Below are 24715 nucleotides of genomic sequence, written 5' to 3' on the forward strand. Positions count from 1 at the left end.
GGCGCCAGACCGGGGGCGACCTCGTAGAAGCCCATGCGGCGGGGACCCCAGCGCGAGGCGACCGCCATGTAGAGGTCCAGCACGCTGATCCCGTCGCCCAGCATGAAGCCGCCGACCGGCTTCACCTGGGCGTCCATCATCCGCCAGCAGTCGAGGATGCGTTGTGCGGTGCGCTCCAGGATCACGGGGCCGTGCTCCTCGTCGGCCGCCAGCCGGCTGACGTCGTCGCGGATCCAGTAGAGGGCGTAGATCTGGGTGGCGATGTAGCTCATCCAGCGCAGGAACCGGGGCCTGAGCGGCGATTCGAGCGGCGGCGAGAGGCCCGCGGCCGGGTGGCTCTCGGCCAGGTGGATCAGGATGGCGGCGCTTTCCGTCATCAGCTCGCCGGTGGGCAGCACCAGCGCCGGCACCTGCCGCAGCGGATTGATGCGGGCCATCTCCTTGGCCGCCGCCTTGTCCTCCCACACCCGGCGCTCGATCACCCGGTAGGGCGCGCCGATCAGCGTCAGCGCGGCTTCGACAGGCACCGAGCCCGAGCCCTGGCCGCCGTACACAAGATAATCCCCAGTCATTCACAACCTCGTGGAAAACTCTAGATGCGGCGTCTGTCGCACTTTACGCCCACAAGATGTTGCGTCACCTTTCAGTCGAAACACCTGGGGCAGGACGGACTCAAATGAGCGGCATTATCACTCCGAACGGCAAGAGCCTGCCGGGCCTGATGACCCCTTCGTTCGCCTACAAGCCGTTCCGGTATCCGTGGGCCTTCGAGTTCTGGCGCCGCCAGCAGCAGGTCCACTGGATGCCCGAAGAGGTGCCGCTGGGCGAGGACCTGAAGGACTGGGCGGTCAAGCTGAACGACCGCGAGCGCAACCTGCTGACCCAGATCTTCCGGTTCTTCACCCAGTCGGACGTCGAGGTGAACGACAACTACATGGAGCGCTACAGCCGCGTCTTCAAACCCACCGAGGTGAAGATGATGCTGGCGGCGTTCTCGAACATCGAGACCGTCCACATCGCGGCCTACGCCCTGCTGCTCGAGACGATCGGCATGCCCGATTCCGAGTTCACGGCCTTCCTCGACTACCAGGCCATGCGCGACAAGCATGACTACATGCAGCAGTTCGGCGTCGACACCGAAGCCGACATCGCGCGCACCCTGGCCATGTTCGGCGGCTTCACCGAGGGGCTGCAGCTGTTCGCCAGCTTCGCCATGCTGATGAACTTCCCGCGCCACAACAAGATGAAGGGCATGGGCCAGATCGTGAGCTGGTCGGTGCGGGACGAGAGCCTGCACTGCGAAGGCATCATCAAGCTGTACCACGCCTTCAACAAGGAGACCGGCGCGGTGACCAAGGCCGTCGGCGACGACATCGTCGACTGCTGCAAGACGGTGGTAGGCCTGGAGGACAAGTTCATCGACTTGGCCTTCGAGGCCGGCGAGGTCCAGGGCATGACCCCGGACGACATCAAGCAGTACATCCGGTTCGTCGCCGACTGGCGGCTGAAGCAGCTGCAGCTGCCCACCGTCTACGGCATCAAGGAGAACCCGCTGCCCTGGCTGCAGTCGATGCTGTCGGGCGTGGAGCACGCCAACTTCTTCGAGGCCCGCTCAACGGAATACTCGAAGGCCGCGACCAAGGGGCAGTGGCACGGGTCGGAAGGCGTCTGGGCCGAATTCGACCGGATGCAGGCCAAGCGCGCGGCGGAGGGGATGCCGGCGGAGTAGGGGGCTATAGCTGCTCTTTGATTATTGTCGCCGCGTAGCCTCCGATCAGCGTTTGGCCAGTCTGCTCGTGGACCAAGACGCAACACGCCTCAGGGGGCACTACCTGCGTCGGCCTGACGAACCATAGGTCGGCGCCGGGCTCAGCCACGAGCCTCCACTCCGCCGCGTCGATGCCGCTGGCGTTCAACGCAGACCTTGCAAGCATGATCGCTGACTGAGCGTCGGCGCAGGGTCCCGTACCCGCGCGAGCGTCCGTCCAATCGAAATAGTCTGCTTCTAGCATGGTGTTGGAGCCCCAAACTTCACGATCCGATGCGAGGCTCCGGGTTCGGTCGTGTCAAGGACCGGCCGGCCGCGGGGCGGCGCGCGCTGCGCACGCGTCCTTGAGACGCCCGGACCCGCAGGCTGATTGGCTGCCGTGAGATCGAAGGCTTTCTCACTTCTCCCCTTGCGGGAGAAGGTGGCCCGCGAAGCGGGTGGGATGAGGGGTTGAAGATGGGTCGGTGCGACGGCGGCGGGGGCGCGGTGCGACCCCTCATCCGTCAGCCTTCGGCTGACACCTTCTCCCGCAAGCGGAGAAGGGGGTGAACGGCGGAACATCCGCGTCCTCCAGCAGCTTGCCCGCTGACAGGAGGCCGCGATGACCGAGAAGACGTTCAAGGCGGGTGACGCCGTGAAGTGGGACCACAGCCAGGGGACTACTAAGGGCAAGGTGGTGCGCAAGCAGACCACGCCCACGAAGATCAAGGGGCACAAGGTGGCCGCGTCGAAGGACAATCCCGAATACATCGTGAAGTCCGACAAGACGGGCGCCGTCGCCGCGCACAAGCCCTCCGAGCTGCGGAAGGCTTGATCCTTCGATCTTGAACCATCCCTACGGCCAAGCTTGGTGACACCTTGGGCGGGGACGGCCACGTTCGGGCCTAGTTTTGGCCGCCGACGCTCCGGACATCTGCGCGCTTCGGAAGGGCGGAGGCGTTTGCGATGGCCGTGCTGAGCGAGAGGGCGCCTGCATCGAGCTTCCGCATCCGCGGGCGGAACTTCATGGCCCTGGTGGTGGCGCCCGAGCTGCCGGCGTCGGCATGGTTCGCAGGCCTGGACGCCCAGATGCGCGAGGCGGCGGGCGTGTTCGCCGATCGGCCGGTGATCGCCGACCTGTCGGCGGCGGTGGCGGAAGGCGGGCCGGAGGCAGCGCCGATCCTGCTTGAAGGGCTGGAGGCACGGGACCTGCGGCTGGTGGGCGTGGACGGCGTGAGCGCCGCGGCGCTGGCCGGCACCCGCTGGGAGCGGCTGCCGCGCATCCAGGGGCGTGATCTTCCGCGGGAAGCCCAGGTGGAGGCGCCGCCCAAGGCCGCCTCGCTGCTGATCGACCGGCCGGTGCGCTCGGGGCAATCGGTGGTGTTCGAGGACGGCGACGTGACGATCGTGGGCGCCGTGGGCTCGGGCGCCGAGGTGATCGCCGGCGGCTCGATCCACGTCTACGGCCCCCTGCGCGGACGCGCCATCGCCGGGCAGCGGGCGGGCGCGGCCGCGCGGATCTTCTGCCGCCGGATGGAGGCCGAGATGGTCGGCATCGACGGCCTGTACCGCACGCCCAACCAGGATGGCGGGTCGCACTGGGGGCCTGCGCTGCACGGCCGCCCCGTCGAAGTGCGCCTGGACCGCGGCGCGCTCGCCCTTTCGCAGATCGACTGAGCATTCAAGAGAACGAGGAGCAGGGCCATGGCGTCCAAGGTGTTGGTTGTGACCTCGGGCAAGGGAGGCGTGGGCAAGACCACCTCCTCGGCCTCGCTGGGAGCGGCGCTGGCCCAGGCCGGCAAGCGGGTGGCGGTGGTCGACTTCGACGTCGGCCTGCGGAACCTCGACCTGGTGATGGGCGCCGAACGGCGCGTGGTGTTCGACCTGGTCAATGTGGTGCAGGGCGACGCGCGGCTGACCCAGGCCCTGATCCGCGACAAGCGGCTGGAGGGGCTGTGGCTGCTGCCCGCCTCCCAGACGCGGGACAAGGACGCGCTGACCGAGGTCGGCGTGGGCAAGGTGATCGACGAGTTGCGGGCGACCTTCGACTGGATCATCTGCGACAGCCCGGCCGGGATCGAGAAGGGCGCGACCATGGCCATGCGGTTCGCCGACCTCGCCGTGGTGGTGACGAACCCGGAGGTGTCGTCGGTGCGGGACTCGGACCGGATCATCGGCATGCTGGACGCCCGCACCCGCAAGGCCGAGGTGGGCGAGCCGATGGAGAAGCACCTGCTGCTCACCCGCTACGACGCCGCCCGGGCGGCGCGGGGCGAGATGATGAAGGTGGAGGACGTGCTGGAGATCCTGGCCATCCCGCTGCTGGGCGTGGTGGCCGAGAGCCCCGACGTGCTGACCGCCTCGAACGTCGGCTGTCCGGTGACCCTGAACAACCCGGCCTCGCCGGCGGCCAAGGCCTATGCGGACGCCGCGCGCCGGCTGCTGGGCGAGGACGTGGCGCTGAAGCTGCCCGAGCCGGAGAAGCCTGGGCTGTTCAGCCGGCTGTTCGGCCGGAGGGCGGCGGCATGAGTTTCCTGAACTTCTTCACCCGCAACCGCGGCTCGGCGCCCGTGGCCCGCGACCGGCTGCAGGTGCTGCTGGCGCACGAGCGGGTGGGCGCCGGCAGCACGGATCTCGCCGCCGTGCTGCACAAGGAGATCCTGGCGGTGATCGCCAAGCACATCCCCATCGATCAGGACAAGGTCGTGGTGAAGCTAGACCGCGGGGCCCAGGTCTCGACCCTGGAGATCGATATCGAGATGCCCGACGAGGCCTTGGCTCGCTAGGTGTTCCAGGGGCTCTTGCGGCCGGCGGTGAGCGGGACGGCCGTGCCGCTGCGCCGGCGGGCGGGCTGGACGATCGCCTCGGCGGCGACGCCCGTCAGCTGCATCAGCGCCGCCACGCGGTTGTGGGTGGCGGGATGCGTGCTGAAGAGATTGTCGCCGCCGCGTCCGCCGGCCAGCGGGTTGATGATGAACATGTGGGCCGTGGCCGGATTGCGCTCGGCGTCGGGGTTGAAGTAGCCGCCCTTGGCGTAGGCCTCGATCTTCTGGAGCGCCGAGGCCAGCGCCTGGGGATCGCCCGAGATCTCGGCGCCGTGCCGGTCGGCCTCGTACTCGCGCCCGCGGCTGATCGCGAACTGGACGAGGGCGGCCGCCATCGGCGCGACCAGGGCCACGACGATCATCGGGATGATCCCGGTCGGGCGGCCTTCCTCGTCGCGGCCGCCGAAGAAGAAGGCGAAGTTGGCGAGCGCCGAGATGGCGCCGGCGATGGTGGCCGTGATCGTCATCGTCAGCGTGTCGCGGTTCTTCACGTGGGCCAGCTCGTGAGCCATGACGCCGCGGATCTCGCGCCGGTCCAGCATGGTGAGCAGGCCGCGGGTGGCGGCGACGGCGGCGTGGGCCGGGTCGCGGCCGGTGGCGAAGGCGTTCGGCTGATCCTGGTCGATGACGTAGATCTTCGGCCGGGGCAGGCCGGCGCGGTTGGCGAGCTCGAGCGTGTCTTCCACGTAGTTGCGGATCAGCGGCTCGGGATGGTCGCGGTCGACCTCCTGGGCGCGGTACATCCGCAGCACGATCCTGTCGGCGTTCCAGTAGCTGACGAGGTTCATGCCGGCGGCGAAGACGAAGGCGATGGCCATGCCCGTGGGCCCGCCGATCAGATAGCCTACGCCCATGAAGAGCGCCGTGAGCGCGGCCAGCAGCATGAAGGTGCGAAGGTGGTTGCGCATGGTCCTTTTGGATCTGTGCGGTCCGGAACGTCCCCACGCGCAATATGGGGATTCCTACCTCACCCGCAAAGCGGGGGAGGGGGACCGTCGGCCGAGCGCAGCGGAGAGCCGATGGTGGAGGGGGCGAGGGTTCTGCAGTGCGGCGGTTCGCCCCCACCACCGTTCGCTCTTCGGCGAACGGTACCCCTCCCCCGTCGTCTTCGCGACAGGGGAGGCAGGTCAGCGGGAAGCTCGGCGCAGGGCGCGTTCGGCCGGGGCCTCGGCGCGGGCGGCGCGGAGCTGGGCATCCATGGCCTCGCCGCTCATCGGCCGGGCGAAGAAGTAGCCCTGCATGCGGTCGCAGCCGGTCGAGCGCAGGAAGAGGGCCTGGGCCTCGTCCTCCACGCCTTCGGCGACGATCGAGACGCCCAGCGCGCGCGCGGCGTGCAGCATCGAGGCCACCAGCTTGGAGACGCGCGCATCGCGGCCGACGTCGGCGATCAGCGAGCGGTCCAGCTTCACCGTCTGGATCGGCAGGTTCATGAGCGCGCGGAGGTTGGAGTAGCCGGTGCCGAAATCGTCGAGGGCCACCTTCACGCCCTTGGCGGCGAGGCGCTCGATGTGGCGGCGGCCGAGCGCCATGTCCTGGACCAGGAAGGTCTCGGTGATCTCGACGGTGAGCGCCGTCGCCGGCAGGTCGGTGCGCTCGAGCCGGCCGATCAGCTTGCGCGAGAAGCCGGGGTCCAGCAGGTCGCGCGGGCTGACGTTGCACGAGACGAGCTCGATCAGGCCGTCGGCGACCCAGGCGGCGGCCCGGCGGCAGGCGGCGTCGAACACCGCCTCGTCGATGGCGCGGATCAGGCCCAGCTCCTCGGCCATCGGCACGAAGGCGGCGGGCGATAGCAGGCCCTGCTCGGGATGGTTCCAGCGGGCCAGGACCTCGACGCCCACGACGCCGCCCGAGAGGCTGTCGACGACGGGCTGGAACCACGGCTCGATCTCGCCGGCCGGAATGGCGCGGCGGAGTTCCTGTTCGAGGGTGCGGCGCCGCTCGGTCTCGGCGCGCAACTCGGCGTCGAAGATCGAGAAGCGGCGGCCGCCGGCGGTCTTCACGCGATAGAGCGCCATGTCGGCGAAACGCTGCAGGTCCGAGGCGTGGGCGGCGTCGTTCGGATAGACCGCCACGCCCACCGAGGCGCCGGGCGACACCTGCCGGCCGTAGATCACCTGCTGCTGTGAGACAACCTGGACCAGGCGCTGGGCGCGGCGAGCGACGTCGGTTGCGTCGGAGATGATGGCGAACTCGTCGCCGCCGAGGCGGGCGGCGATCTCGCCGGGACCGCAGTCGTTTCGCAGGCGCTCCCCCAGCTCGGCCAGCAGAAGGTCGCCGGCATGGTGGCCGAGTGTGTCGTTGAGGTGCTTGAAGCGGTCGAGATCGACGACGAACAGCGCGACGGTCCCGCCGCTGGCGCGGGCCGCCTCAAGTCGTTCGCAGAGCGCGGTGGTGAACGCGCCCCGGTTGACGAGGCCGGTCAGGGAATCCGTCTGCGCCAGCCGCAGGGTGAGGGCCCGCTCGGCCTCCAGCGCGGCCACCCGCCGGGCGAGCTCCGCATGACTTTTTCGCGTGTCGGACACGGTGGGGCGTTCTGCCTAACCTCGACGGAAGGCCCCACCTTGGCGTCATCGAGGCGAACGCCCCGTTAAGCGGCGTGCTTAACGGAGGGTTTTGTCGCGGGGCCCTCCGCGCGCGGCGGAGGGCCCCGGAACGTCAGGCCTTGGCCGGTTCGGCGGCCGGCTCCTCGATCTGGTTCTCCCACTTGGCGACGACGGCGCTGGCGACGGAGTTGCCGACGACGTTGGTGGCCGAGCGGCCCATGTCGAGGAGGTGGTCGACCGCCAGGATCAGGGCGATGCCGGCCTCGGGCAGGTCGAAGAAGGTGAGCGTGGCGGCGATCACGACCAGCGAGGCGCGCGGCACCCCGGCCATGCCCTTGGACGTCACCATCAGCAGCGCCAGCATGGTGATCTGCTGGGCGATGGAGAGCTCGATGCCATAGACCTGCGCGATGAACAGCGTCGCGAAAGTGCAGTACATCATCGAGCCGTCGAGGTTGAACGAGTAGCCCAGCGGCAGGACGAAGCTGGCCACCTTGCGGCTGACGCCCCACTTCTGGAGCTCTTCCAGCGTGCGGGGATAGGCGGCCTCGGACGAGGCGGTGGAGAAGGCCAGCAGCGTGGGCGCGCGGATCTGGCCGATCAGCTTCAGGATGCGCGGCCCGACGATGACCACGCCAGCCAGGATCAGCAGCGCCCAGAGGATGCCGAGCGACAGGTAGAAGCCGCCGACGAACTTGGCGTAGGTGAAGATCACCTCGATGCCGCGGGTGGCGATCGAGGCGGCGAGGGCGGCGAAGATGGCGAAGGGCGCCGTCTTCATCACATAGCCCGTCACCTTCAGCATGATCTGGGCGACCTGTTCGACCAGGGCCAGAACCTGGGGCGCGCGGTCATCGACGGCCGAGACCGCCACGCCCACGAACACCGAGAAGACCACGATCTGCAGGATCTCGTTTCGGGCCATGGCGTCGAAGATCGAGCTGGGCACCAGGTGGGTGACGAACTCGCGCAGGGTGAACTTCGACATGTCGACGGCGGTCGAGGCGACCGCGGTGTCCGCCGGACTGAGGTTCATGCCCACGCCCGGCTGCAGGATGTGGACCATCACGAGGCCCAGGGTCAGCGAGAAGATCGAGGCCACGATGAACCAGCCGATGGTCTTCACGCCGACGCGGCCGACCTCGGAGGCGTCGCCCATGTGGGCGATCCCGACCACAAGGGTCGAGAAGACCAGCGGCGCGATGATCATCTTGATCAGGCGCAGGAAGATGTCGGTGATGATGGAGAGGTTGCCGGCGACGGCGGCGGCCGCTTCGGGCGCCATCGTCGTGTTGATGGCCCAGCCGACAGCGACGCCGAGCACCATCGAGCCGACGATGAGGTAGGTGAAAAGGCGGTTCATTCAGCCCCCGGGGAACTTGTTGGCGCCTTTGTCGCCAAGAACGGGGGTCCAGTCCAGCGCCCGACGCGCGCCAGGTTTGGCAACCGTCACACCGGGCCGCTATAAGCCCGACGATGAAGAAGACAGACGCAGCCGGCATCGTTGATCGGCTAGAACAAGAGTACCAGGCGAGCGTCGGCTCGCTCCGGACAGCCCTGAAATCCTTCCTCGCCGGCGGACCGCCGCCCGATCCCGTCGCCAGGCGCGCCGGCGCCTACGTCTATCCCGAACTGCGGATGACCTGGCCGGCGGGCCGGCCCTATCCCCGGATCAGCCGCGCCTTCGCCCGCGTGGGCCTGCCGGGCCGCTATGCGGTGACCGTCACCCGCCCGGATCTGTTCCGCGACTACCTGGTCGAGCAGCTGTCGTTGCTGCAGCAGGATTTCGACGTCGAGCTGGAGGTCGGACGGTCGAAGCAGGAGATCCCGTTCCCCTATGTGCTGGACGGCGCCCGCGACATCGCGCTGGCGGATATCGGCGCGGCCGAGATCGCCCGGCACTTTCCCTCGACCGAGCTCGCCTACATCGGCGACGAGATCGCCGATGGCGCTTTCCTGATCCCCGACAACGGTCCGCGGCCGCTGGCGTTGTTCGACGGGTTGCGCACCGACTTCTCGCTGGCGAGGCTCGCGCACTACACCGGCACCCCGGCCGAGCACGTCCAGCAGTACGTGCTGTTCACCAACTACCACCGCTACGTCGACGAATTCGTCCGCTGGGCGGCCGAGCAGTTGAAGACCGACAGCCGCTACACGGCGCTGTCGGCCCCGGGCCGGATCACGGTCACGGCCGAGACCCCCGATCCCGAGGGCGTAGTCGCGGCGGGGCCGTGGCGGCGGCACCAGATGCCGGCCTACCACCTGATGGCCGAGGGCGGCACAGGGGTCACGCTGGTGAACATCGGCGTCGGTCCCTCGAACGCCAAGACCATCTGCGACCACCTGGCGGTGCTCCGGCCTCAGGCCTGGCTGATGATCGGCCACTGCGGCGGGCTGCGCGGCAGCCAGACCATCGGCGACTATGTCCTGGCGCACGCCTACCTGCGCGACGACCATGTGCTGGACCGGGTGCTGCCGCCCGAGATCCCGATCCCGCCGATCGCGGAGGTGCAGGTGGCGTTCAACCGCGCCGCCGAGATCGTCACCGGCGAGACCGGAGAGGTGCTGAAGCGGCGGCTGCGCACCGGCACGGTGGTGACCACCGACGACCGCAACTGGGAGCTCCGGTATTCGACCAGCGCCATCCGGTTCAACCAGAGCCGGGCCGTGGCGATCGACATGGAGTCAGCCACCATCGCCGCCCAGGGCTACCGCTTCCGCGTGCCCTACGGAACGCTGCTGTGCGTGTCGGACAAGCCGCTGCATGGCGAGATCAAGCTGCCGGGCCAGGCCAACGCGTTCTACGAAAGGGCGATCGGCCAGCACCTGCAGATCGGCCTCGCCACCGTCGACCTGCTTCGCCAGGAAGGCGCCCGCCTCCATTCGCGCAAGCTGCGCAGCTTCGACGAGCCTCCGTTCCGATGAGCCGACATCTTCCCTTCGAGGGTATCGAGAACTTTCGCGACTTCGGCGACTACGCCGCGGGTACGCGCCGGCTGAAGCGCGGCCTGCTCTACCGCTCGGCGCACCACGCCCAGGCCACCGAGGCCGACCTTGCGAAGCTCGCGGCGCTGGGCCTGTCGCTGATCGTCGACCTGCGCCGGTCGAACGAGCGGGAGAACCACCCCTGCCGTCGCTGGGAGGGTTTCGCCGCCGAGGTGATCGACAACGACATCGGCCAGGAGCACGCCGACGAGTGGCACGAGTTCATCGCCCGCTCGGACCTGACGCCCGCCTCGTTCCACAGCTACATGCTGGACTATTACGACGGCGCGCCGCACGCGAAGCGGCACATCGACCTCTACGCCCGCTACTTCCAGGCCCTGGCCCGCACGGAAGGGCCGGTGCTGGTCCACTGCGCGGCCGGCAAGGACCGGACGGGCATCCTGTGCGCCCTGACCCACCACGTGGCCGGCGTGCACGAGGACGACATCGTCGCCGACTACCTGCTCACCAACGACCCTGAGCGCATCGAGCGGCGGCTGCCCATGATCCGCGCCGCCATCGCGGAGGCGACCGGGCGCGAGCCTACCGACGAAGCGCTCCGCGTGGCCATGCGGGTCGAGGCCGAATACCTGGAGCGGGCCTTCGCCGCCATGCGCGCCCAGCATGGCTCCATCGACGGCTATCTGGACGAGGCGCTGGGCCTGACGCCGGCGCTGCGCGAACAGATCCACGAGCGGCTGTTGGCCTGAGCGGGGGAGCCGACGGCGGGCGGCGGCGCGGAAGCGGGCCGTCGAACGTCGCTACGGTTGGGACTAAAACTTGGGAAGTTCTGCTCCAGCGCCGCGCGCGCAGCCCGTCGCAAACAATTCAGCTTCCAGGAATGAAGATCGGCGCAAACTCCCGTCGATCGGCTGGACAATTGGCTAACGCTGTTCGAAGGTCGGGCGCAGGTCGGGGGACCGCATCAAACGCAATCATTCGGAAGATCGCCCCGATGAACAGTGACAGTTCGGCGCCGGCTCAGCCGGTTCGGCTAGCGGGCCGCACGCTGGGAAAGGCTCGGCACATCTGCGCCTTCTTCAACTCGCGTGAAGAGCAGGACAAGATCCTGATCCCCTTCTTCAAGGAGGGGTACGATCGAGGTGAAAAGCTCTTCCACATCGTCGACAGCCGCCTGCGTGACGAGCATCTGTGCGCTTGCCGGACTGCTGGGATCGACTGCGAAGGCGCTCTGGAGGACGGCCAACTCGAGATCCGCCACTGGGAAGACGCCTACCTCAAGGACGGCTATTTCGATGGCGACCGCATGGTCGACATCCTCATCGAGGTTCTCGAGGGCGCCCGCGAGAAGCACGGCCTGACGCGCCTGATGGGCAACATGGAATGGGCGCTGGAGTCGGCGCCCGGCGTGACCGACATCGTCGAGTACGAAACCAAGCTGAATTACATCCTGCCGCGCTATCCTGATCCCGTGGTCTGCGTCTACGACCTCAACAAGCATAGCGGGAGCGTGGTGATGGATATCCTTCGCACTCACCCCATGGTGATCATCGGCGGCGTCTTGCAGGAGAACCCGCTTTACGTGGCTCCCGACGAGATGCTCGCCGAACTCAAGAGCCGGATGGCGTGAGGTTCCCGCAAGGCGACGCTGAGCGAACCTAGAACGTGCTTCCGGCGATCGATCTGAAGGATGAGGCGGAAGCTCGGCGATGTCTCCGCGACATCGTCGCGCTCTCGACGCTGCCCGCGCTCTGGTTCGGCGCCGACCGCGTCCGTCTGACCGAGAGCTTGGCTGCCGCCCTCTTCACCACCCTCGGCCCCGATTTCGTCTGTGCGCTCTGCGTGACGGACTCGGCCAAACCACCGGTGGTGGTCGCCCAAACGGGGCGCTACGAAAGCAGCCCCGAGCTCGCGGATCGGGTCGCACCCCTTCTGATGGAGTGGGCCAGGACCCACGATCCTGACGAGTTGCTTCGGCTGCCGAACCCTCGAGGTTCTGGCGAATTGCTCGTCGCTGTGCGTCCTATCGGCCACATGGCCGAATTCGGTGTCCTCGCCGCGGGATTCCCGTCGAACTCGCCGCCTACCGCCACGCACCAGTTGCTGCTCAACATCGCGGCCACGCAGGCAGGCGCTGCGGTGCAGAACGCCAGGCTGGTCGGATCCCTCCAGGAAGAGGGTCGGGCGCTCGAGACGCTGAACAGCGTCGGCGCCGCATTGGCCGCTGAGTTCAATCACGACCAGGTCGTTCAGATCGTCATCGATGCGGCGGTCAAACTGACTGGGGCTCAGTTCGGCGCCTTCTTCTACAAGGAGGTGGACGAGACCGGCGGCAGCTTCATGCTCTACCGGCTCTCGGGCGCCGATCAGTCGGCGTTCGCCGGCTTCCCGCACCCACGCAACACCATGGTCTTCGAGCCGACGTTCCTCGGCCAGGGTACCGTACGTAGCGACGACATCACCCAGGACCCGCGCTACGGGAAAAATGCGCCTCATAAGGGCATGCCGCAGGGCCATTTGCCGGTTCGCAGCTATCTCGCGGCTTCGGTTCGCACCCGGTCGGGCGAAGTGATTGGCGGGTTGTTCTTCGCCCACTCCGAGGCCGGCGTTTTCTCCACGCGCTCCGAGAAGCTGGTTGAGGCCCTCGCCTCGCAAGCCGCGATCGCGATGGACAACGCGCGCCTCCTCGAGGCGGTGCAGCGCGCCAATCAAACGCTGGAAGAGCGCGTCCGCGAGCGCACGAGCGAGCTCGAGGCTGCGCATGAGGCGCTTCGACAGGCCCAGAAGATGGAGGCCATCGGGCAGCTCACCGGCGGGATCGCGCACGACTTCAACAACCTGCTCACGGTCATCCGCGGCTCGGTCGACCTGTTGCGGCGCCCTGATCTGCCCGAAGGGCGGCGCTTACGCTACGTGGAAGCCATCGCGGACACAGCGGATCGCGCCGCCAAGCTGACCGGCCAGCTTCTTGCTTTTGCACGCAGGCAGGCCCTGACGCCGCAGACCTTCGACGCCGCGGCGCGGGTGCGCGGCATCGCCGAGATGTTGCGCACGGTCCTGGGCGCCCGTGTCCTCCTGGAGATCGAAGATGGCGGGCCGGCCTTCATCCGAGCCGATCCCGCGCAATTCGAAACGGCCCTGGTCAACATGGCGGTCAACGCCCGGGATGCGATGGACGGCGAGGGACGCCTGACCATCCGCACGACGCGCCTCGATCCGAGCGCAAGCTCGCCGGCGCTCACCGAATGCCCGTGTGTGGCTATCGAGGTCAGCGACACCGGGCACGGCATTGCGCCGGACGACTTGCAGCGCGTGTTTGAGCCGTTCTTCACGACCAAGGAAGTCGGCCGGGGAACGGGCCTGGGGCTCAGCCAAGTCTATGGTTTCACCCGCCAATCGGGAGGGCGGGTCGAGGTTAGAAGCGAACCCGGACAGGGCGCGTCCTTCACGATGCTGCTCCCTTCCGCCGCGGATCAGGAAGCCAGCGAAGACGTGTCGCCGCCTGACCGAAGCGGGGCGGTCTGCGCCGCACGCGTGCTGGTGGTCGAAGACAACACCGACGTTCGGGAGTTCGCCGAGCGCATCCTGGCGGACCTAGGCTTCAGGCCGACGCTTGCCAGTTCGGCTCAGGAGGCCCTCGATCTGCTGGAGAACGACGCCTCACGTTTCGATGTGATCTTCAGCGACGTCGTCATGCCGGGGATGGGTGGCGTGGATTTCGCCCGCCAGGTGCGCCGCCGTTGGCCCGATCTCCCGATCGTTCTGACCAGCGGCTACAGTCACGTGTTGGCTGAGGACACCGCTCATGGATTTCCCCTGCTGCACAAGCCGTACTCTGCGGATGGACTGACAAGAGTGCTTCGAGCGGCGGTCTCTGAGGGGGCTGGGGTCTGAGAGGAGCTGTCGCCGCCGGCGCGCGGACCGGTCGCGGCGCCTGAGGCTGGCGTCGCCGCGGCCCTCGGGCTAGCAGACCGCCCGATGATCCGCCTCGACAACATCTCCAAGCAGAACGGCCACCAAATCCTGTTCATCGAAGCGTCGATGGGCCTCCAGAAGGGTGAGAAGGTCGGCCTGGTCGGCCCGAACGGCGCCGGCAAGACGACGCTCTTCCGCATGATCACCGGGCAAGAGCAGCCCGACGACGGGGTGGTGGCGATCGATCCCGGCACGACCATCGGCTACTTCAGCCAGGATGTCGGGGAGATGTCGGGCCAGAGCGCCGTCGCCGCGGTGATGGACGGCGTGGGTCCGATCAGCGCCCTGGCCGCCGAAATGGCCAAGCTCGAGGCCGCCATGGTGGATCCCGACCAGGCGGACCAGCTGGACGCCATCGTCGAGCGCTATGGCGAGGTGCAGGAGCGGTTCCAGGACCTGGACGGCTATGCGCTGGAAGCCCGCGCGCGCGAGGTGCTGGCGGGCTTAAGCTTCAGCCAGGAGCGGATGGACGGCGACGTCGGGCTGTTGTCGGGCGGCTGGAAGATGCGCGTCGCCCTGGCGCGCATCCTCCTGATGCGCCCCGACGCCATGCTGCTGGACGAACCCAGCAACCACCTCGACCTGGAAAGCCTGATCTGGCTCGAGGCCTTCCTGAAGAACTACGACGGCGCGCTGCTGATGACCTCGCACGACCGCGCCTTTATGAACCGCATCATCGGCAAGGTGGTGGAGATCGATGCGGGCTCGCTGGTCACCTATTCGGGCGACCTCGACTTCTATGACCAGCAGCGGGCGCTCTCGGAACAGCAGCGCCAGGCGCAGTACGAGCGCCAGCAGGCGATGTTGGCCAAGGAAATCAAGTTCATCGAGCGGTTCAAGGCGCGGGCCAGCCACGCCGCCCAGGTGCAGAGCCGGGTGAAGAAGCTGGACAAGATCGAACGCGTCGAGGCGCCGCGTCGCCGCCAGTCGGTGCAGTTCGAGTTCGCAAGCCCGCCCCGGTCGGGCGACGACGTGATCAGCCTGCGCAAGGTCCACAAGGGGTACGGCGAACAGCCGATCTACGTGGACCTCGACTTCCTGGTGCGCCGCAAGGAGCGCTGGTGCGTGCTGGGCGCCAACGGAGCCGGCAAGTCGACTCTGCTGAAGCTGGTCGCCGGCGCGACCAAGCCGGACCAGGGCACGGTCAACATCGGGGCCAGCGTGAAGATGGGCTATTTCGCCCAGCACTCCATGGACCTGCTGGACGGCGAGGAGACGATCTTCGAGTCGCTTGAGGGCTCCTTCCCCCAGGCGGGACAGGGGCAGCTGCGGACGCTCGCCGGGTGCTTCGGCTTCTCGGGCGACGACGTCGAGAAGCCTTGCCGGGTGCTGTCCGGCGGCGAGAAGGCGCGGCTGGTCATGGCCAAGATGCTGTTCGACCCGCCGAACCTGCTGGTGCTGGACGAGCCGACCAACCACCTGGACATGGCGACCAAAGAGATGCTGGTGCAGGCGCTGGCGGACTTCGAGGGCACCATGCTGTTCGTCAGCCACGACCGCCATTTCCTGGGCGCCCTGTCGAACCGCGTGCTGGAGCTGACGCCCGAGGGGGTCCACCAGTACGGCGGCGGCTATACTGAATATGTCGCGCGCACCGGCCAGGAGGCGCCGGGGCTGCACCCGGGCGGGTAGCTCAGGTCGTCACCAGCCAGGCGCCGGGCGTGAGCTGCACGCCGGCGAGCACCATGCGATCGCCGTTCCCGAGATCGATGACGGTGTCGGAGCCCCACAGGCTGATTGTGTAGCCGGCGCCGCCGTCCACGAAGACCCGGTCGCCATCGGCCAGGCTGAAGTCGGTGACGTAGTCCAGGGCGCAGAAGGCCTGGACGTGGAAGTCATCGGCGCCGGCGCCGCCGCTGATGGTGTCGTCGCCGCGGTCGCCCCAGAGCCAGTCGGCGCCCTCGCCGCCGCGGACGACGTCGTTGCCCTGGCCGCCGCGAACCCAGTCCGCCCCAGCCCCGCCGTCGCAGACATCGTGGCCGAGGTTGCCGTAGACGATGTCGAAGCCGGCTTCGCCGAACAGCTGGTCCTGGCCCTGTCCGCCCACCACCCAGTCGTCGCCGTCGCCGCCGTGTACGGTGTCGTTGCCGATGTTGCCGTGGGCGTCGTCGAAGCCGGCGCCGCCGACGAGCAGGTCGTCGCCGTCCTCGCCGCGCAGGAAGTCGAGGCCCGCGCCACCCTCGAGGGTGTCGGCGCCCGCGCCGCCGGTCAGGCGGTTGTCCAGGTCGTTCCCGCGGAGCCGGTCGGCCGACGCGCCGCCGGCGGCGTTCTCGATCCGCGCGCCCCAGGCGATCGAGATGCGGTTCTGGCCGCCGAGCTGAGAGAACGCGCCCTCGGCCAGGTCGATGTCCGCCGCCGCGGCCGCCCCGCTGGCGTCGATCCGGTCGATCCCCCCGGTGTCCCAGATGGCGAAGATGTCGGGGCCCTCGGCGAAGGCATAGACGCTGTCGCCCGCCGCCTCCTGGGTGTTGGCGCTCCAGCGGGCCTGCAGGGCGGCGATGTCGTACAGCTGGAGCTGGGTGGCGTTGGCCGCCCCGTCGTTGCGGATATACGACATCACCGTGTAGTCGCGGTTGTCCTCGGCCGGCGGCAGGAAGGGACCCGGCGTGGACTTGCCGGTCGTGTCGTAGTCCCCCGTATGCTTCATCATCAAGGCGTGGCCGATCTCGTGCAGGATCAGCCACTGGCGGACCGGATCGGTCAGGTCGACGTCGTCGTCGAACACCACGCCTGCGTCCCAGCGCTTGATGACCGGCTGTCCGCTGGCGTCTGGCCCCGTCGAGACCTTCCACCAGGTCTCGGCCACCGAGGCCACGTCCACCCGCCCGAAGGCGATGATCGGGTCGGACGCCCCGGCCGGGAGCTCTACGAACTTCACGTCGACGACGGATTCGTACTCGCGCAGCGCCTTGCGCACGGCCTCCTTCTGATCGGCCGTCCAGCCGCTCCAGCCCGTGTAGAGCTTCAGGAACTCGGGGGACTGCGCGTCCTCGAACGCATAGGTGATGGTCAGCGTCCCGGCCGTCCCGTTCCACGGGTCGAGTTTCACGGGGAGGGCGGTCAGGATCGCCTCGAGGGCGTGAGCAGGGGCGGGCATGGCGCTACTCCACGAGCCGTCGGGAGTATGCGGCGAACGGCTGCGATGCTCCACCACTGAAAGGTCAGCGCCCGCTGCGGCCTCCGCAAACCGCAACGGGCGCTCTTTCAGGGACAGACCTCAGAGAAGCCTGGACATACTCTGCCCTCGCGTGGCGCCGCGCGCCCAATCACCTGCGCGTGAATCACGGAGTGATGATTGCGGAGCGGCCGGAGCCGTCTAACGTGTCGCAGAAGCGCCGCCGGAAGACGCGGCCCGAAAAGGGGACGGGATGATCGATCCGGAATCGGTGGATGCGCGCGGGCCCGCGGCGGTGGTCGATCCGCCGGTGACGGCGACGGTCGGCGGGGCGGACCATCATGGGCGGCGGCTGAACCGCGGCGGGATCTCGTGGGCCGTGTTCCAAGGCGGGCGTGACCCGTTCATCATCCTGGTCACCATCTACATCTTCATGCCCTACGTCGCGGCGACGCTGGTGGGGGACCCGGTCGCGGGCCAAGCGGTCATCTCCCGCTGGGACCAGTACATCGGCTGGGCGGTGATGCTGACGGCGCCGTTCCTTGGCGCCTCGATCGACAAGCTGGGGCCGCGGAAGGGCTGGCTGGCGCTGTGCGTGGGCCTGATGGTCCCGGCCATCGCGGCGCTGTGGTTCGCCAGGCCCGGCGGGCCGCTGCCGCTGACCACGGTGCTGTTCCTGGGCGCGTTCGCGCGCGTGCTGTTCGTCTACACCGAGGTGCTGCACAACTCGCTGTTGGTGCGCGCGGCGGGCCTGGGGGCGGCCCACAAGGCTTCGGGTCTGGGATTGTCGCTGGGCAATCTGTTCTCGGTGGGGGCGCTGGCGTTCACGGCGATCGCTTTCGCGCTGCCGGGCAAGGTGGACTGGGGCTTCGTGCCCGATGCGCCGCTGTTCGGGCTGGATCCGGCGACGCACGAGCCCGAGCGGGTGGTGGCGCTGATGGCGGCGGGTCTTTTGGCCTCGGGCTCGATCCCGCTGTTCCTGTTCACGCCGGACGCGCCGCGCACCGGCATTCCGGTGGCGCGCGCGTTCCGCGAAGGCGCCGCCGAACTCGGCCGGATGGTGCGCACCGTGGGCCAGCACCGGGACGCCGCCGTCTACCTGGTCTCGCGGATGTTCTTCGTCGACGGCATGAACGCCATCCTGATCTACGCCGGGGTGCTGGCGGTGGGGGTGATGAAGTGGGGCGCGCTCGAGATGCTGGCCTACGGCGTGCTCCTGAGCGTCTTCGCGGTGCTGGGCGGTTATGTCGCCCGCTGGCTGGACGGGGCGCTTGGCCCCCGCGTGGCGCTGCAGATCGAGATCGCGTTCTCGATGGTGGGCCTGCTGGCCATCCTGGGCATGGCGCCCGACCGCATCCTGTTCTTCTGGCCCTACGACGCCGCCGCGCATGCGCCGCTGTGGTCGGGCCCGGTGTTCCGGACCCTGCCCGACTGGATCTACGTCGGCTTCGGCTTCCTCTCGGCGGTGTTCATCACGGCTCAGTACGCGTCGAGCCGGACCATGCTGGTGCGGGTGACGCCGGCCGAGCAGAGCGGCGCGTTCTTCGGGGTCTTCGCGCTCTCCGGGGTGGCCACGGCCTGGCTCGCGCCCACCCTGGTGAACCTCGGAACCGAGCTCACGCGCACCCAGCAGGGCGGCCTTGCGACCATCCTTGCGTTGCTGGGCGTGGGGCTCGCGGGACTCTTTTTCGTCCGCGGCGGCGGGCGGCTGGAGCGCGAGGCAGCCTGAGCCCCTGCTTGATTTCCTTGAAGGAATTGCGCGTTTTCGCGGGTGTGGTTAACCGATATAAATGCTGAATAGCAGTAAACCATAGAATATTCGCGCAAGTACTTGCTGTATTTACTGCCAATTAAGCCAACGACGCGATTGTGGTCATGCCAATCGGGGCGAGCAGGCGCAGCTTGAAGCCCCCCAACGTCTGCTCGCGGACTACAAGGAGAGTGACCATGTCGAAGTTCGTTACCCGCTTCATGAAGGACGAGTCGGGCGCCACGGCCATCGAGTATGGCCTGATCGCGGCCCTGATCGCCGTGGTTCTGGTGACCGCCCTGGGCCTCATCGGCTCGGGCCTGAACGAGAAGTTCGACGAAATCCAAGAGGCCATCAACGAGGCCTAAGGCAACGTTCGAAGTTCTGCATGATGAGGCCCCCGGCGGCGACGCCGGGGGCCTTTTCTATTCGTTCACGGCTGGCGGGCAGGATGGGCGCATGATCCCGTACCTCGCCGCCCTGCTGGCGCTCGCGCTTCCGGCTCTGGTCATCGTGGCCGCCGTGAAGGACCTGACGAGCTACACCATCCCCAACTGGATCTCGCTGGCCTTGGCCGCGGCCTTCCTGCCCGCCGCCTTCGCCGCCGGCCTGCCGCTCGGCCAGATCGGCCTGCACCTGGGCGTCGGCCTGGGCGCCCTGGCGCTCGGCATGGGGCTCTTCGCCCTGCGGGTGATCGGCGGCGGGGACGCCAAGCTGATGGCGGGAGCGGCGCTGTGGCTCGGGTCGTCCGCGCTCCTGCCGTTCGTGCTGACGACGGTGATGGTGGGCGGGGCGCTGAGCCTGGGCCTCATCACGCTGCGCGCGCCGCTGCTGCGCCCGCTGGTCGTCCTGGGGCCCTCGTGGTTCGTCCGACTGGCCGAGCCGAAGGAGGGCGCCCCCTACGGCCTGGCCATCGCCGCGGGCGCGCTGGTCGCCTTCCCGCACTCGCCCTTCCTGGCCCCGCTCGCCGCCCTCTAGATTGCCAGCCTCGCCCGCATCGGCGAGAGGAACAGCATGTCCGACGTGATCCTCGAAACCTGGGACGGGCCCGCCGTTCCGATCCACGCGCTGTCGGAGGAGGCCGCGGCCGCGCGGCTGGAGGCGGACCCGTTCGAAAAGGCGCTGGCCGCGACGGCCGACTTCAAGGGGCGGGCGGGACAGGCGCTGCTGGTCCCGGGCGCGGACGGCGCCCTGGCCCACGTGCTGTTCGGCCTGGGCGCCAAGGCCGAGGCGGCGGTGTTCCGCGCCCTGCCGGCCCGGCTGCCCGCGGGAACCTACCGTCTCGAGACCGCCCCCGAGGGCGTCGGCATCGAGCGGATCGCGCTCTACTTCGCCCTCGGGAGCTACCGCTTCGACCGGTACAAGGCCCGCGACGGCGAGCGGCCGAAGCTGGCGTGCCCCGGCGCGGACCTCGCCGAAGCCAGGGCCGTGGCGCACGCCTGCGCGCTCGCCCGCGACATGGTCAACACGCCGGCCAACGACATGGGCCCGCGGCAGATCGAGACCATCGCCCGCGAGATCGCCGAGCAGTACGGCGCCCAGGCGACGGTGATCGCGGGCGACGGGCTGCTGGAGGCCAACTATCCGGCCGTCCATGCGGTCGGCCGGGCGGCGCATCCCGATCGGGCGCCGCGGATGATCGAACTCGCCTGGGGCGAGGCCGACAAGCCGCTGGTCGCCATCGTCGGCAAGGGCGTGGTCTTCGACACCGGCGGCCTCGACATCAAGCCCTCGGCCGGCATGCGGCTGATGAAGAAGGACATGGGCGGGGCGGCGCACGCGCTGGCGCTCGGCCGGATGATCATGGCCGCGGGCCTGCCGGTGCGCGTGGCCGTGCTCTGCCCCCTCGTCGAGAACGCCATCTCGGGCGACGCCATGCGGCCGGGCGACGTGCTGGCGACGCGGAAGGGGCTGACGGTCGAGGTGGGCAACACCGACGCCGAGGGGCGGCTGATCCTGGCCGACGCCCTGACCCGGGCCGGCGAGCTGTCGCCGGCGCTGACCATCGACCTGGCGACCCTGACCGGGGCGGCGCGCATCGCGCTGGGGCCGCAGGTGATCCCGTTCTACACCGACGACGACGAACTCGCCGCACACATCGAGGCGGCCGCCGCCGCCGAGGCCGATCCCGTCTGGCGGATGCCGCTGTGGAAGAGTTACGCAGAGGCGCTGGATAGCGACGTGGCCGACCTGAAGAACGACCCCGACGCTTGGGCGCAGGCCGGCTCGGTGACGGCCGCGCTGTTCCTGCAGCGGTTCGCGCCGCCGGGGCCGTGGGTCCACCTCGACATCTTCGCCTGGAACCCCAAGGGGCGGCCGGGCGTCCCCACCGGCGCGGAGGCCCAGACCATCCGCGCCCTCTACCGCATGATCCGGGAGCGGTTCGCATGAGCGACGCGCGCGTGACCCTCAGCCGCGACGGGATCGCCGCACGCTGGCTGGAAGGCGTCGAGCCGGCCGAGGTCTATCTGGACCCCACGCCGATGAGCTGCGCGGTGCCGGCCGCCGGCATCCACCGGGCGCCGGACGCGGCCTCCGAACAGATGGACCAGCTGCTGTTCGGTGAGCGGTTCGAGGTTCTGGAGGAGGACGGCGGCTTCGTCCTGGGTCAGGCGCGGCGCGACGGCTACGTCGGCTATGTGTCGAAGGCGGCCCTCGGCCTGCTCGCCCCCGAGCCGACGCACCGGGTGGCGGCGATCCGGACCTATGCGTTCGAAGGGCCCAGCATCAAGGCGCGCGCGCTGGGGCCGTTCTCGCTGAACAGCCTGGTGACGGTGGAAGCCCAGGAGGGGCGGCTGGCGAAGATCGCCGGCTCGGGCTGGATCACCTTCGACCACCTGGTCCCTGTGGGCGTGTTCGAGGACGACCCGGCGGCGGTGGCCCTGCGGTTCGTCGGGGCGCCGTACCTGTGGGGCGGACGCGAGAGCATCGGCCTGGACTGCTCGGGTCTGGTGCAGCAGGCGCTGTTCGCCTGCGGCCTGGCCTGTCCCCGCGACACCGACCAGCAGCAGGAGCTCGGGCGCGAGATCACGGCCGAAGAGTTCGGCCGCGGCGACCTGGTGTTCTGGAAGGGCCACGTGGCCATGGGCGTGGGTGAGGGCCGGATCGTGCACGCCAACGCCACCCACATGCTGACGGTGGTCGAGCCCCTGACCGAGACCATCGCCCGCCCGGCCTACGGCGCGCCGACGGGCTATCGGCGGGTGATGTAGGCGCGCGTGCCTTCTTCCCTGCGGGAGAAGGTGGCCTGCCGAGCCGGTCGCGGCATTCGCAGACATGAGGAAGGGCCGCCCGATCTCTCTCGGTGCGACCCCTCATCCGTCACCCTGCGGGCGACACCTTCTCCCGCAAGGGGAGAAGGAAGGCCGGTTACTGGCGGCTGTTGCCGGAGGCGGTCGGCGAAGCGGCGCTGGCGCCCTTCTGCTGGGTGACCGCGCCCGGGGCCACGGCGCCCGCGCCCTGGCCGGCCGGGCCGCCCGAGGTGGTCTGCGGCGTGGCGGTGGAACCGGTGGCGGTAGGCTCGCCCGCGGCGGCCGCGCCTTCGGCCGGGACACCTTCCGGACCCGGAGCCGGCGCCGCGGCGGCGGCCGGGTTCGGCGCCGGGATCGGCAGCGTGCCGCCCTGGGCCCGCAGGTAGGCCATCATGTTGATGCGGTCCTCGGCCTTCTTCAGGCCGACGAAGGTCATCTTGGTGCCGGAGATGTGCTTCTGCGGCGCCTTCAGGAAGGCGTCGAGCTGTTCGTAGTCCCACACCGGGTGCTGGGCGCCGAACTCGACCATGGCCGGCGAATAGGCATAGCCGGCGTGGGCGCCGGGCTTGCGGCCGAGCACGCCATACAGGTTCGGGCCGGTGCCGTTGGGACCGCCGGCGGCGATGGTGTGGCAGGAGACGCACTTGGCGAAGGCAGCCTCGCCGGCGGCCACGTTGGCCGTCGGCAGCACCGTGCCCCAGTCGATCGGGGCTTCGGCGCCGCCGCCGCCGGCCTCGGTCTCCTCGGCGACCTCGATCAGGTAGCCCATCTTCTCGGGCGGGTGGGGCGCGAAGACGCCTTTCGAGACTTCCCGAAGGCCCACGATGGCCAGACCCGTCGCCAGAACCGCGCCGGCGACTTTGTTGAACGTCAGGTCGCTCATAGTCCTTAGAAACGCCTCTCTTCGGCCAGCGGACCCCGCCAGCGTACGCGCGGGAATCCCGCCCCTTGTTGCGTGCGGCTCTCTTACACGCTACCGGCGCTCGCGCAACCGCCCAGGTATGACCCCCCCATCGGCATGAACCCCATCGTCCTGATCCCCGCGCGAATGGCCGCGACACGCCTGCCGGGAAAGCCCCTGGCGGACATCGGCGGTATGCCAATGATCGTGCGGGTGCTGCGTCAGGCCGAGGCGGCGGGGGCCGGTCCCGTGGCCGTGGCGGCGGGTGACGCCGAGATCGTCGAAGCGGTGCGCGCGGCCGGCGGCCGGGCGGTGCTGACCGACCCGGAGCTGCCGTCGGGCTCGGACCGGATCCTGGCGGCGCTGGACGCGCTGGACCCGCACGGCGAGCGCGACGTGGTCATCAACCTGCAGGGCGACATGCCGTTCGTGAGTCCGGGGGTGGTCACGGCCTGCGCCGGCCTGCTGGCCGAACAGCCGGAGTGCGACATCGCCACGGTCGTGGCCCCCGAGGCCTCGCCAGCCGACCGGGCCAATCCCGACGTGGTGAAGGCGATCCTGTCGCTGCCGGCGGGCGGCCGCAGCGGCCGCGCCCTCTACTTCACCCGCTCGACGCTCTACGGCGACCAGCCGGTCTGGCGGCACATCGGCATCTATGGCTACCGGCGCGAAGCGCTGCGGCGGTTCAACGCCGCCCCGCCGTCCCCGCTCGAGACCCGCGAGAAGCTGGAGCAGCTGCGGGCGCTGGAGCTGGGTCTTTCCATCTGGGCGACGGTGGCGGACGCCGCGCCCATCTCCGTCGACACGCCGGCCGATCTCGACGCCGCGCGCCGGTTCGCAGACACCATCGGGGGACCTCATGGGTAAGGGACGCATCGCCTTCCAGGGCGAGCTGGGCGCCAACAGCCATGAGGCCTGCTCGACCTACTTCCCCGACTACGAGCCCGTTCCGCACGCGAGCTTCGAGGACGCCTTCGAGGCGGTGAAGTCGGGCGACTGCCAGCTGGGCATGATCCCGGTCGAGAACTCGATCGCCGGCCGCGTGGCCGACGTGCACCACCTGCTGCCGTCCTCGGGCCTGAAGATCATCGGCGAGCGGTTCAAGCCGATCCACTTCCAGCTGATGGCAAACCCCGGCGTGACCCTGGAGCAGGTGACGACCGCGGTCTCGATGCCGATCGCTCTGGGCCAGTGCCGCAAGACGCTCCGGCGGCTGAAGCTGAAGACTCAGTCGGCGGGCGACACGGCGGGCGCGGCCAAGGAGCTGGCCGAGCATCCGGACCCCACCAAGGCGGCGGTCAGCCCCGCCCTGTGCGCCGAGCTCTACGGCCTGGAGATCCTGGTCCGGGACCTCGAGGACGAGCACAACAACACGACGCGCTTCCTGGTGATGACGGCGGAGAAGGACCCGCCGGCGCCGCCGTTCACCGCGCCGTGCGTCACCAGCTTCATCTTCCGGGTGAAGAACCTGCCGGCGGCGCTCTACAAGGCGCTGGGCGGGTTCGCGACCAACGGCGTCAACATGACGAAGCTCGAGAGCTACATGGAGAACGGCGCCTTCACGGCCACCTTCTTCTATGCCGAGGTCGACGGCCGGCCTGAGGACATCGGCGTCGCGCGCGCCTTCGAGGAACTGCGGTTCTTCTCCGAGAAGTTCGAGAT

General features: G+C 69.1%; 23 protein-coding genes. 17 read left to right on the top strand and 6 right to left on the bottom strand.

Going from position 1 to position 24715, the window contains the following annotated elements:
* A partial coding sequence (locus RIF93_RS07315; RefSeq protein WP_309089891.1) for a glutathione S-transferase family protein occupies positions 1-572 on the bottom strand: 572 nt, incomplete at its 3' end.
* A gap of 104 nt (positions 573-676) precedes the next feature.
* Here RIF93_RS07315 and RIF93_RS07320 point away from each other — a divergent pair.
* The 5 genes from RIF93_RS07320 to minE all read left to right on the top strand — a co-directional run bounded on the left by RIF93_RS07320 (position 677) and on the right by minE (position 4533).
* The gene (locus tag RIF93_RS07320; RefSeq protein ID WP_309089893.1) at positions 677-1729 is read left to right on the top strand and encodes a ribonucleotide-diphosphate reductase subunit beta; all 1053 of its coding nucleotides are present in this window, start codon (positions 677-679) and stop codon (positions 1727-1729) included.
* A gap of 640 nt (positions 1730-2369) precedes the next feature.
* Positions 2370-2582: a DUF2945 domain-containing protein gene (locus tag RIF93_RS07325; RefSeq protein ID WP_309089894.1), complete on the top strand. Its 213-nt coding sequence runs from the start codon at positions 2370-2372 to the stop codon at positions 2580-2582.
* Between the two features lie 131 nt (positions 2583-2713).
* A complete protein-coding gene (minC, locus tag RIF93_RS07330; RefSeq protein WP_309089896.1) occupies positions 2714-3424 on the top strand; it encodes a septum site-determining protein MinC in 711 nt (236 codons plus the stop codon).
* Positions 3425-3451: 27 nt separating this feature from the next.
* Positions 3452-4276 carry a septum site-determining protein MinD gene (gene minD, locus RIF93_RS07335; protein WP_309089898.1) on the top strand — a complete coding sequence of 275 codons (825 nt, stop codon included), beginning with the start codon at positions 3452-3454 and terminating at the stop codon, positions 4274-4276.
* Positions 4273-4533, top strand: a complete 261-nt coding sequence (minE, locus tag RIF93_RS07340) for a cell division topological specificity factor MinE (RefSeq protein ID WP_309089900.1) — start codon at positions 4273-4275, stop codon at positions 4531-4533. The genes minD and minE overlap by 4 nt, the downstream gene beginning before the upstream one ends.
* Here the strand turns inward: minE and htpX are convergent.
* The 3 genes from htpX to RIF93_RS07355 form a co-directional block, all read right to left on the bottom strand.
* On the bottom strand, positions 4530-5480 hold the full coding sequence (htpX, locus tag RIF93_RS07345; RefSeq protein WP_309089902.1) for a zinc metalloprotease HtpX: 951 nt from the start codon (positions 5478-5480) through the stop codon (positions 4530-4532). The genes minE and htpX overlap by 4 nt on opposite strands.
* 219 nt (positions 5481-5699) lie before the next feature.
* Positions 5700-7052 (bottom strand): bifunctional diguanylate cyclase/phosphodiesterase, encoded by a 1353-nt coding sequence (locus RIF93_RS07350; RefSeq protein ID WP_309089904.1) that lies wholly within the window; start codon positions 7050-7052, stop codon positions 5700-5702.
* A gap of 175 nt (positions 7053-7227) precedes the next feature.
* Entirely contained in the window at positions 7228-8478 is a 1251-nt protein-coding gene (locus RIF93_RS07355) for a dicarboxylate/amino acid:cation symporter (RefSeq protein WP_309089906.1), read from the bottom strand.
* A gap of 113 nt (positions 8479-8591) precedes the next feature.
* Between RIF93_RS07355 and RIF93_RS07360 the strand changes: the two genes are divergently transcribed.
* The 5 genes from RIF93_RS07360 to RIF93_RS07380 all read left to right on the top strand — a co-directional run bounded on the left by RIF93_RS07360 (position 8592) and on the right by RIF93_RS07380 (position 15668).
* Positions 8592-10040 (top strand): AMP nucleosidase, encoded by a 1449-nt coding sequence (locus RIF93_RS07360; protein ID WP_309089908.1) that lies wholly within the window; start codon positions 8592-8594, stop codon positions 10038-10040.
* On the top strand, positions 10037-10810 hold the full coding sequence (locus tag RIF93_RS07365) for a tyrosine-protein phosphatase (protein ID WP_309089910.1): 774 nt from the start codon (positions 10037-10039) through the stop codon (positions 10808-10810). The genes RIF93_RS07360 and RIF93_RS07365 overlap by 4 nt, the downstream gene beginning before the upstream one ends.
* A 245-nt stretch (positions 10811-11055) precedes the next feature.
* On the top strand, positions 11056-11691 hold the full coding sequence (locus RIF93_RS07370; RefSeq protein ID WP_309089911.1) for an MEDS domain-containing protein: 636 nt from the start codon (positions 11056-11058) through the stop codon (positions 11689-11691).
* 35 nt (positions 11692-11726) lie between these two features.
* Positions 11727-13955 carry an ATP-binding protein gene (locus RIF93_RS07375; RefSeq protein ID WP_309089913.1) on the top strand — a complete coding sequence of 743 codons (2229 nt, stop codon included), beginning with the start codon at positions 11727-11729 and terminating at the stop codon, positions 13953-13955.
* A gap of 84 nt (positions 13956-14039) precedes the next feature.
* Complete coding sequence (locus tag RIF93_RS07380; protein ID WP_309089915.1) at positions 14040-15668, top strand: ABC-F family ATP-binding cassette domain-containing protein; 1629 nt, start codon at positions 14040-14042, stop codon at positions 15666-15668.
* Between the two features lies 1 nt (position 15669).
* On the opposite strand, the gene RIF93_RS07385 is transcribed toward RIF93_RS07380, so the two are convergent.
* Positions 15670-17133, bottom strand: coding sequence for a M10 family metallopeptidase C-terminal domain-containing protein (locus RIF93_RS07385; RefSeq protein ID WP_309089917.1), 1464 nt, complete (start codon positions 17131-17133; stop codon positions 15670-15672).
* 271 nt (positions 17134-17404) lie between these two features.
* On the opposite strand from RIF93_RS07385, the gene RIF93_RS07390 reads away from it, so the two are divergent.
* The 5 genes from RIF93_RS07390 (at position 17405) to RIF93_RS07410 (ending at position 22113) form a co-directional block, all read left to right on the top strand.
* Positions 17405-18880, top strand: coding sequence for an MFS transporter (locus RIF93_RS07390; protein WP_309089919.1), 1476 nt, complete (start codon positions 17405-17407; stop codon positions 18878-18880).
* Between the two features lie 218 nt (positions 18881-19098).
* Positions 19099-19269, top strand: coding sequence for a Flp family type IVb pilin (locus RIF93_RS07395; protein WP_309089921.1), 171 nt, complete (start codon positions 19099-19101; stop codon positions 19267-19269).
* Between the two features lie 91 nt (positions 19270-19360).
* Positions 19361-19879, top strand: coding sequence for a prepilin peptidase (locus RIF93_RS07400; RefSeq protein WP_309089923.1), 519 nt, complete (start codon positions 19361-19363; stop codon positions 19877-19879).
* A 36-nt stretch (positions 19880-19915) separates the two neighbouring features.
* A complete protein-coding gene (locus RIF93_RS07405; protein WP_309089925.1) occupies positions 19916-21292 on the top strand; it encodes a leucyl aminopeptidase family protein in 1377 nt (458 codons plus the stop codon).
* Positions 21289-22113: a C40 family peptidase gene (locus RIF93_RS07410; protein ID WP_309089927.1), complete on the top strand. Its 825-nt coding sequence runs from the start codon at positions 21289-21291 to the stop codon at positions 22111-22113. The genes RIF93_RS07405 and RIF93_RS07410 overlap by 4 nt, the downstream gene beginning before the upstream one ends.
* 157 nt (positions 22114-22270) lie before the next feature.
* Here RIF93_RS07410 and RIF93_RS07415 read toward each other — a convergent pair whose 3' ends face one another.
* Entirely contained in the window at positions 22271-23035 is a 765-nt protein-coding gene (locus RIF93_RS07415; protein WP_309089929.1) for a cytochrome c family protein, read from the bottom strand.
* A gap of 135 nt (positions 23036-23170) precedes the next feature.
* Between RIF93_RS07415 and RIF93_RS07420 the strand changes: the two genes are divergently transcribed.
* Both RIF93_RS07420 and RIF93_RS07425 read left to right on the top strand, forming a co-directional pair.
* The gene (locus tag RIF93_RS07420; RefSeq protein WP_309089931.1) at positions 23171-23920 is read left to right on the top strand and encodes a 3-deoxy-manno-octulosonate cytidylyltransferase; all 750 of its coding nucleotides are present in this window, start codon (positions 23171-23173) and stop codon (positions 23918-23920) included.
* On the top strand, positions 23913-24715 hold an 803-nt coding region (locus RIF93_RS07425), incomplete at its 3' end, for a prephenate dehydratase (protein ID WP_309089933.1). The genes RIF93_RS07420 and RIF93_RS07425, both read left to right, overlap by 8 nt.

The organism is Phenylobacterium sp. (genome assembly GCF_031181185.1).
Classification (GTDB): Bacteria; Pseudomonadota; Alphaproteobacteria; order Caulobacterales; family Caulobacteraceae; genus Phenylobacterium.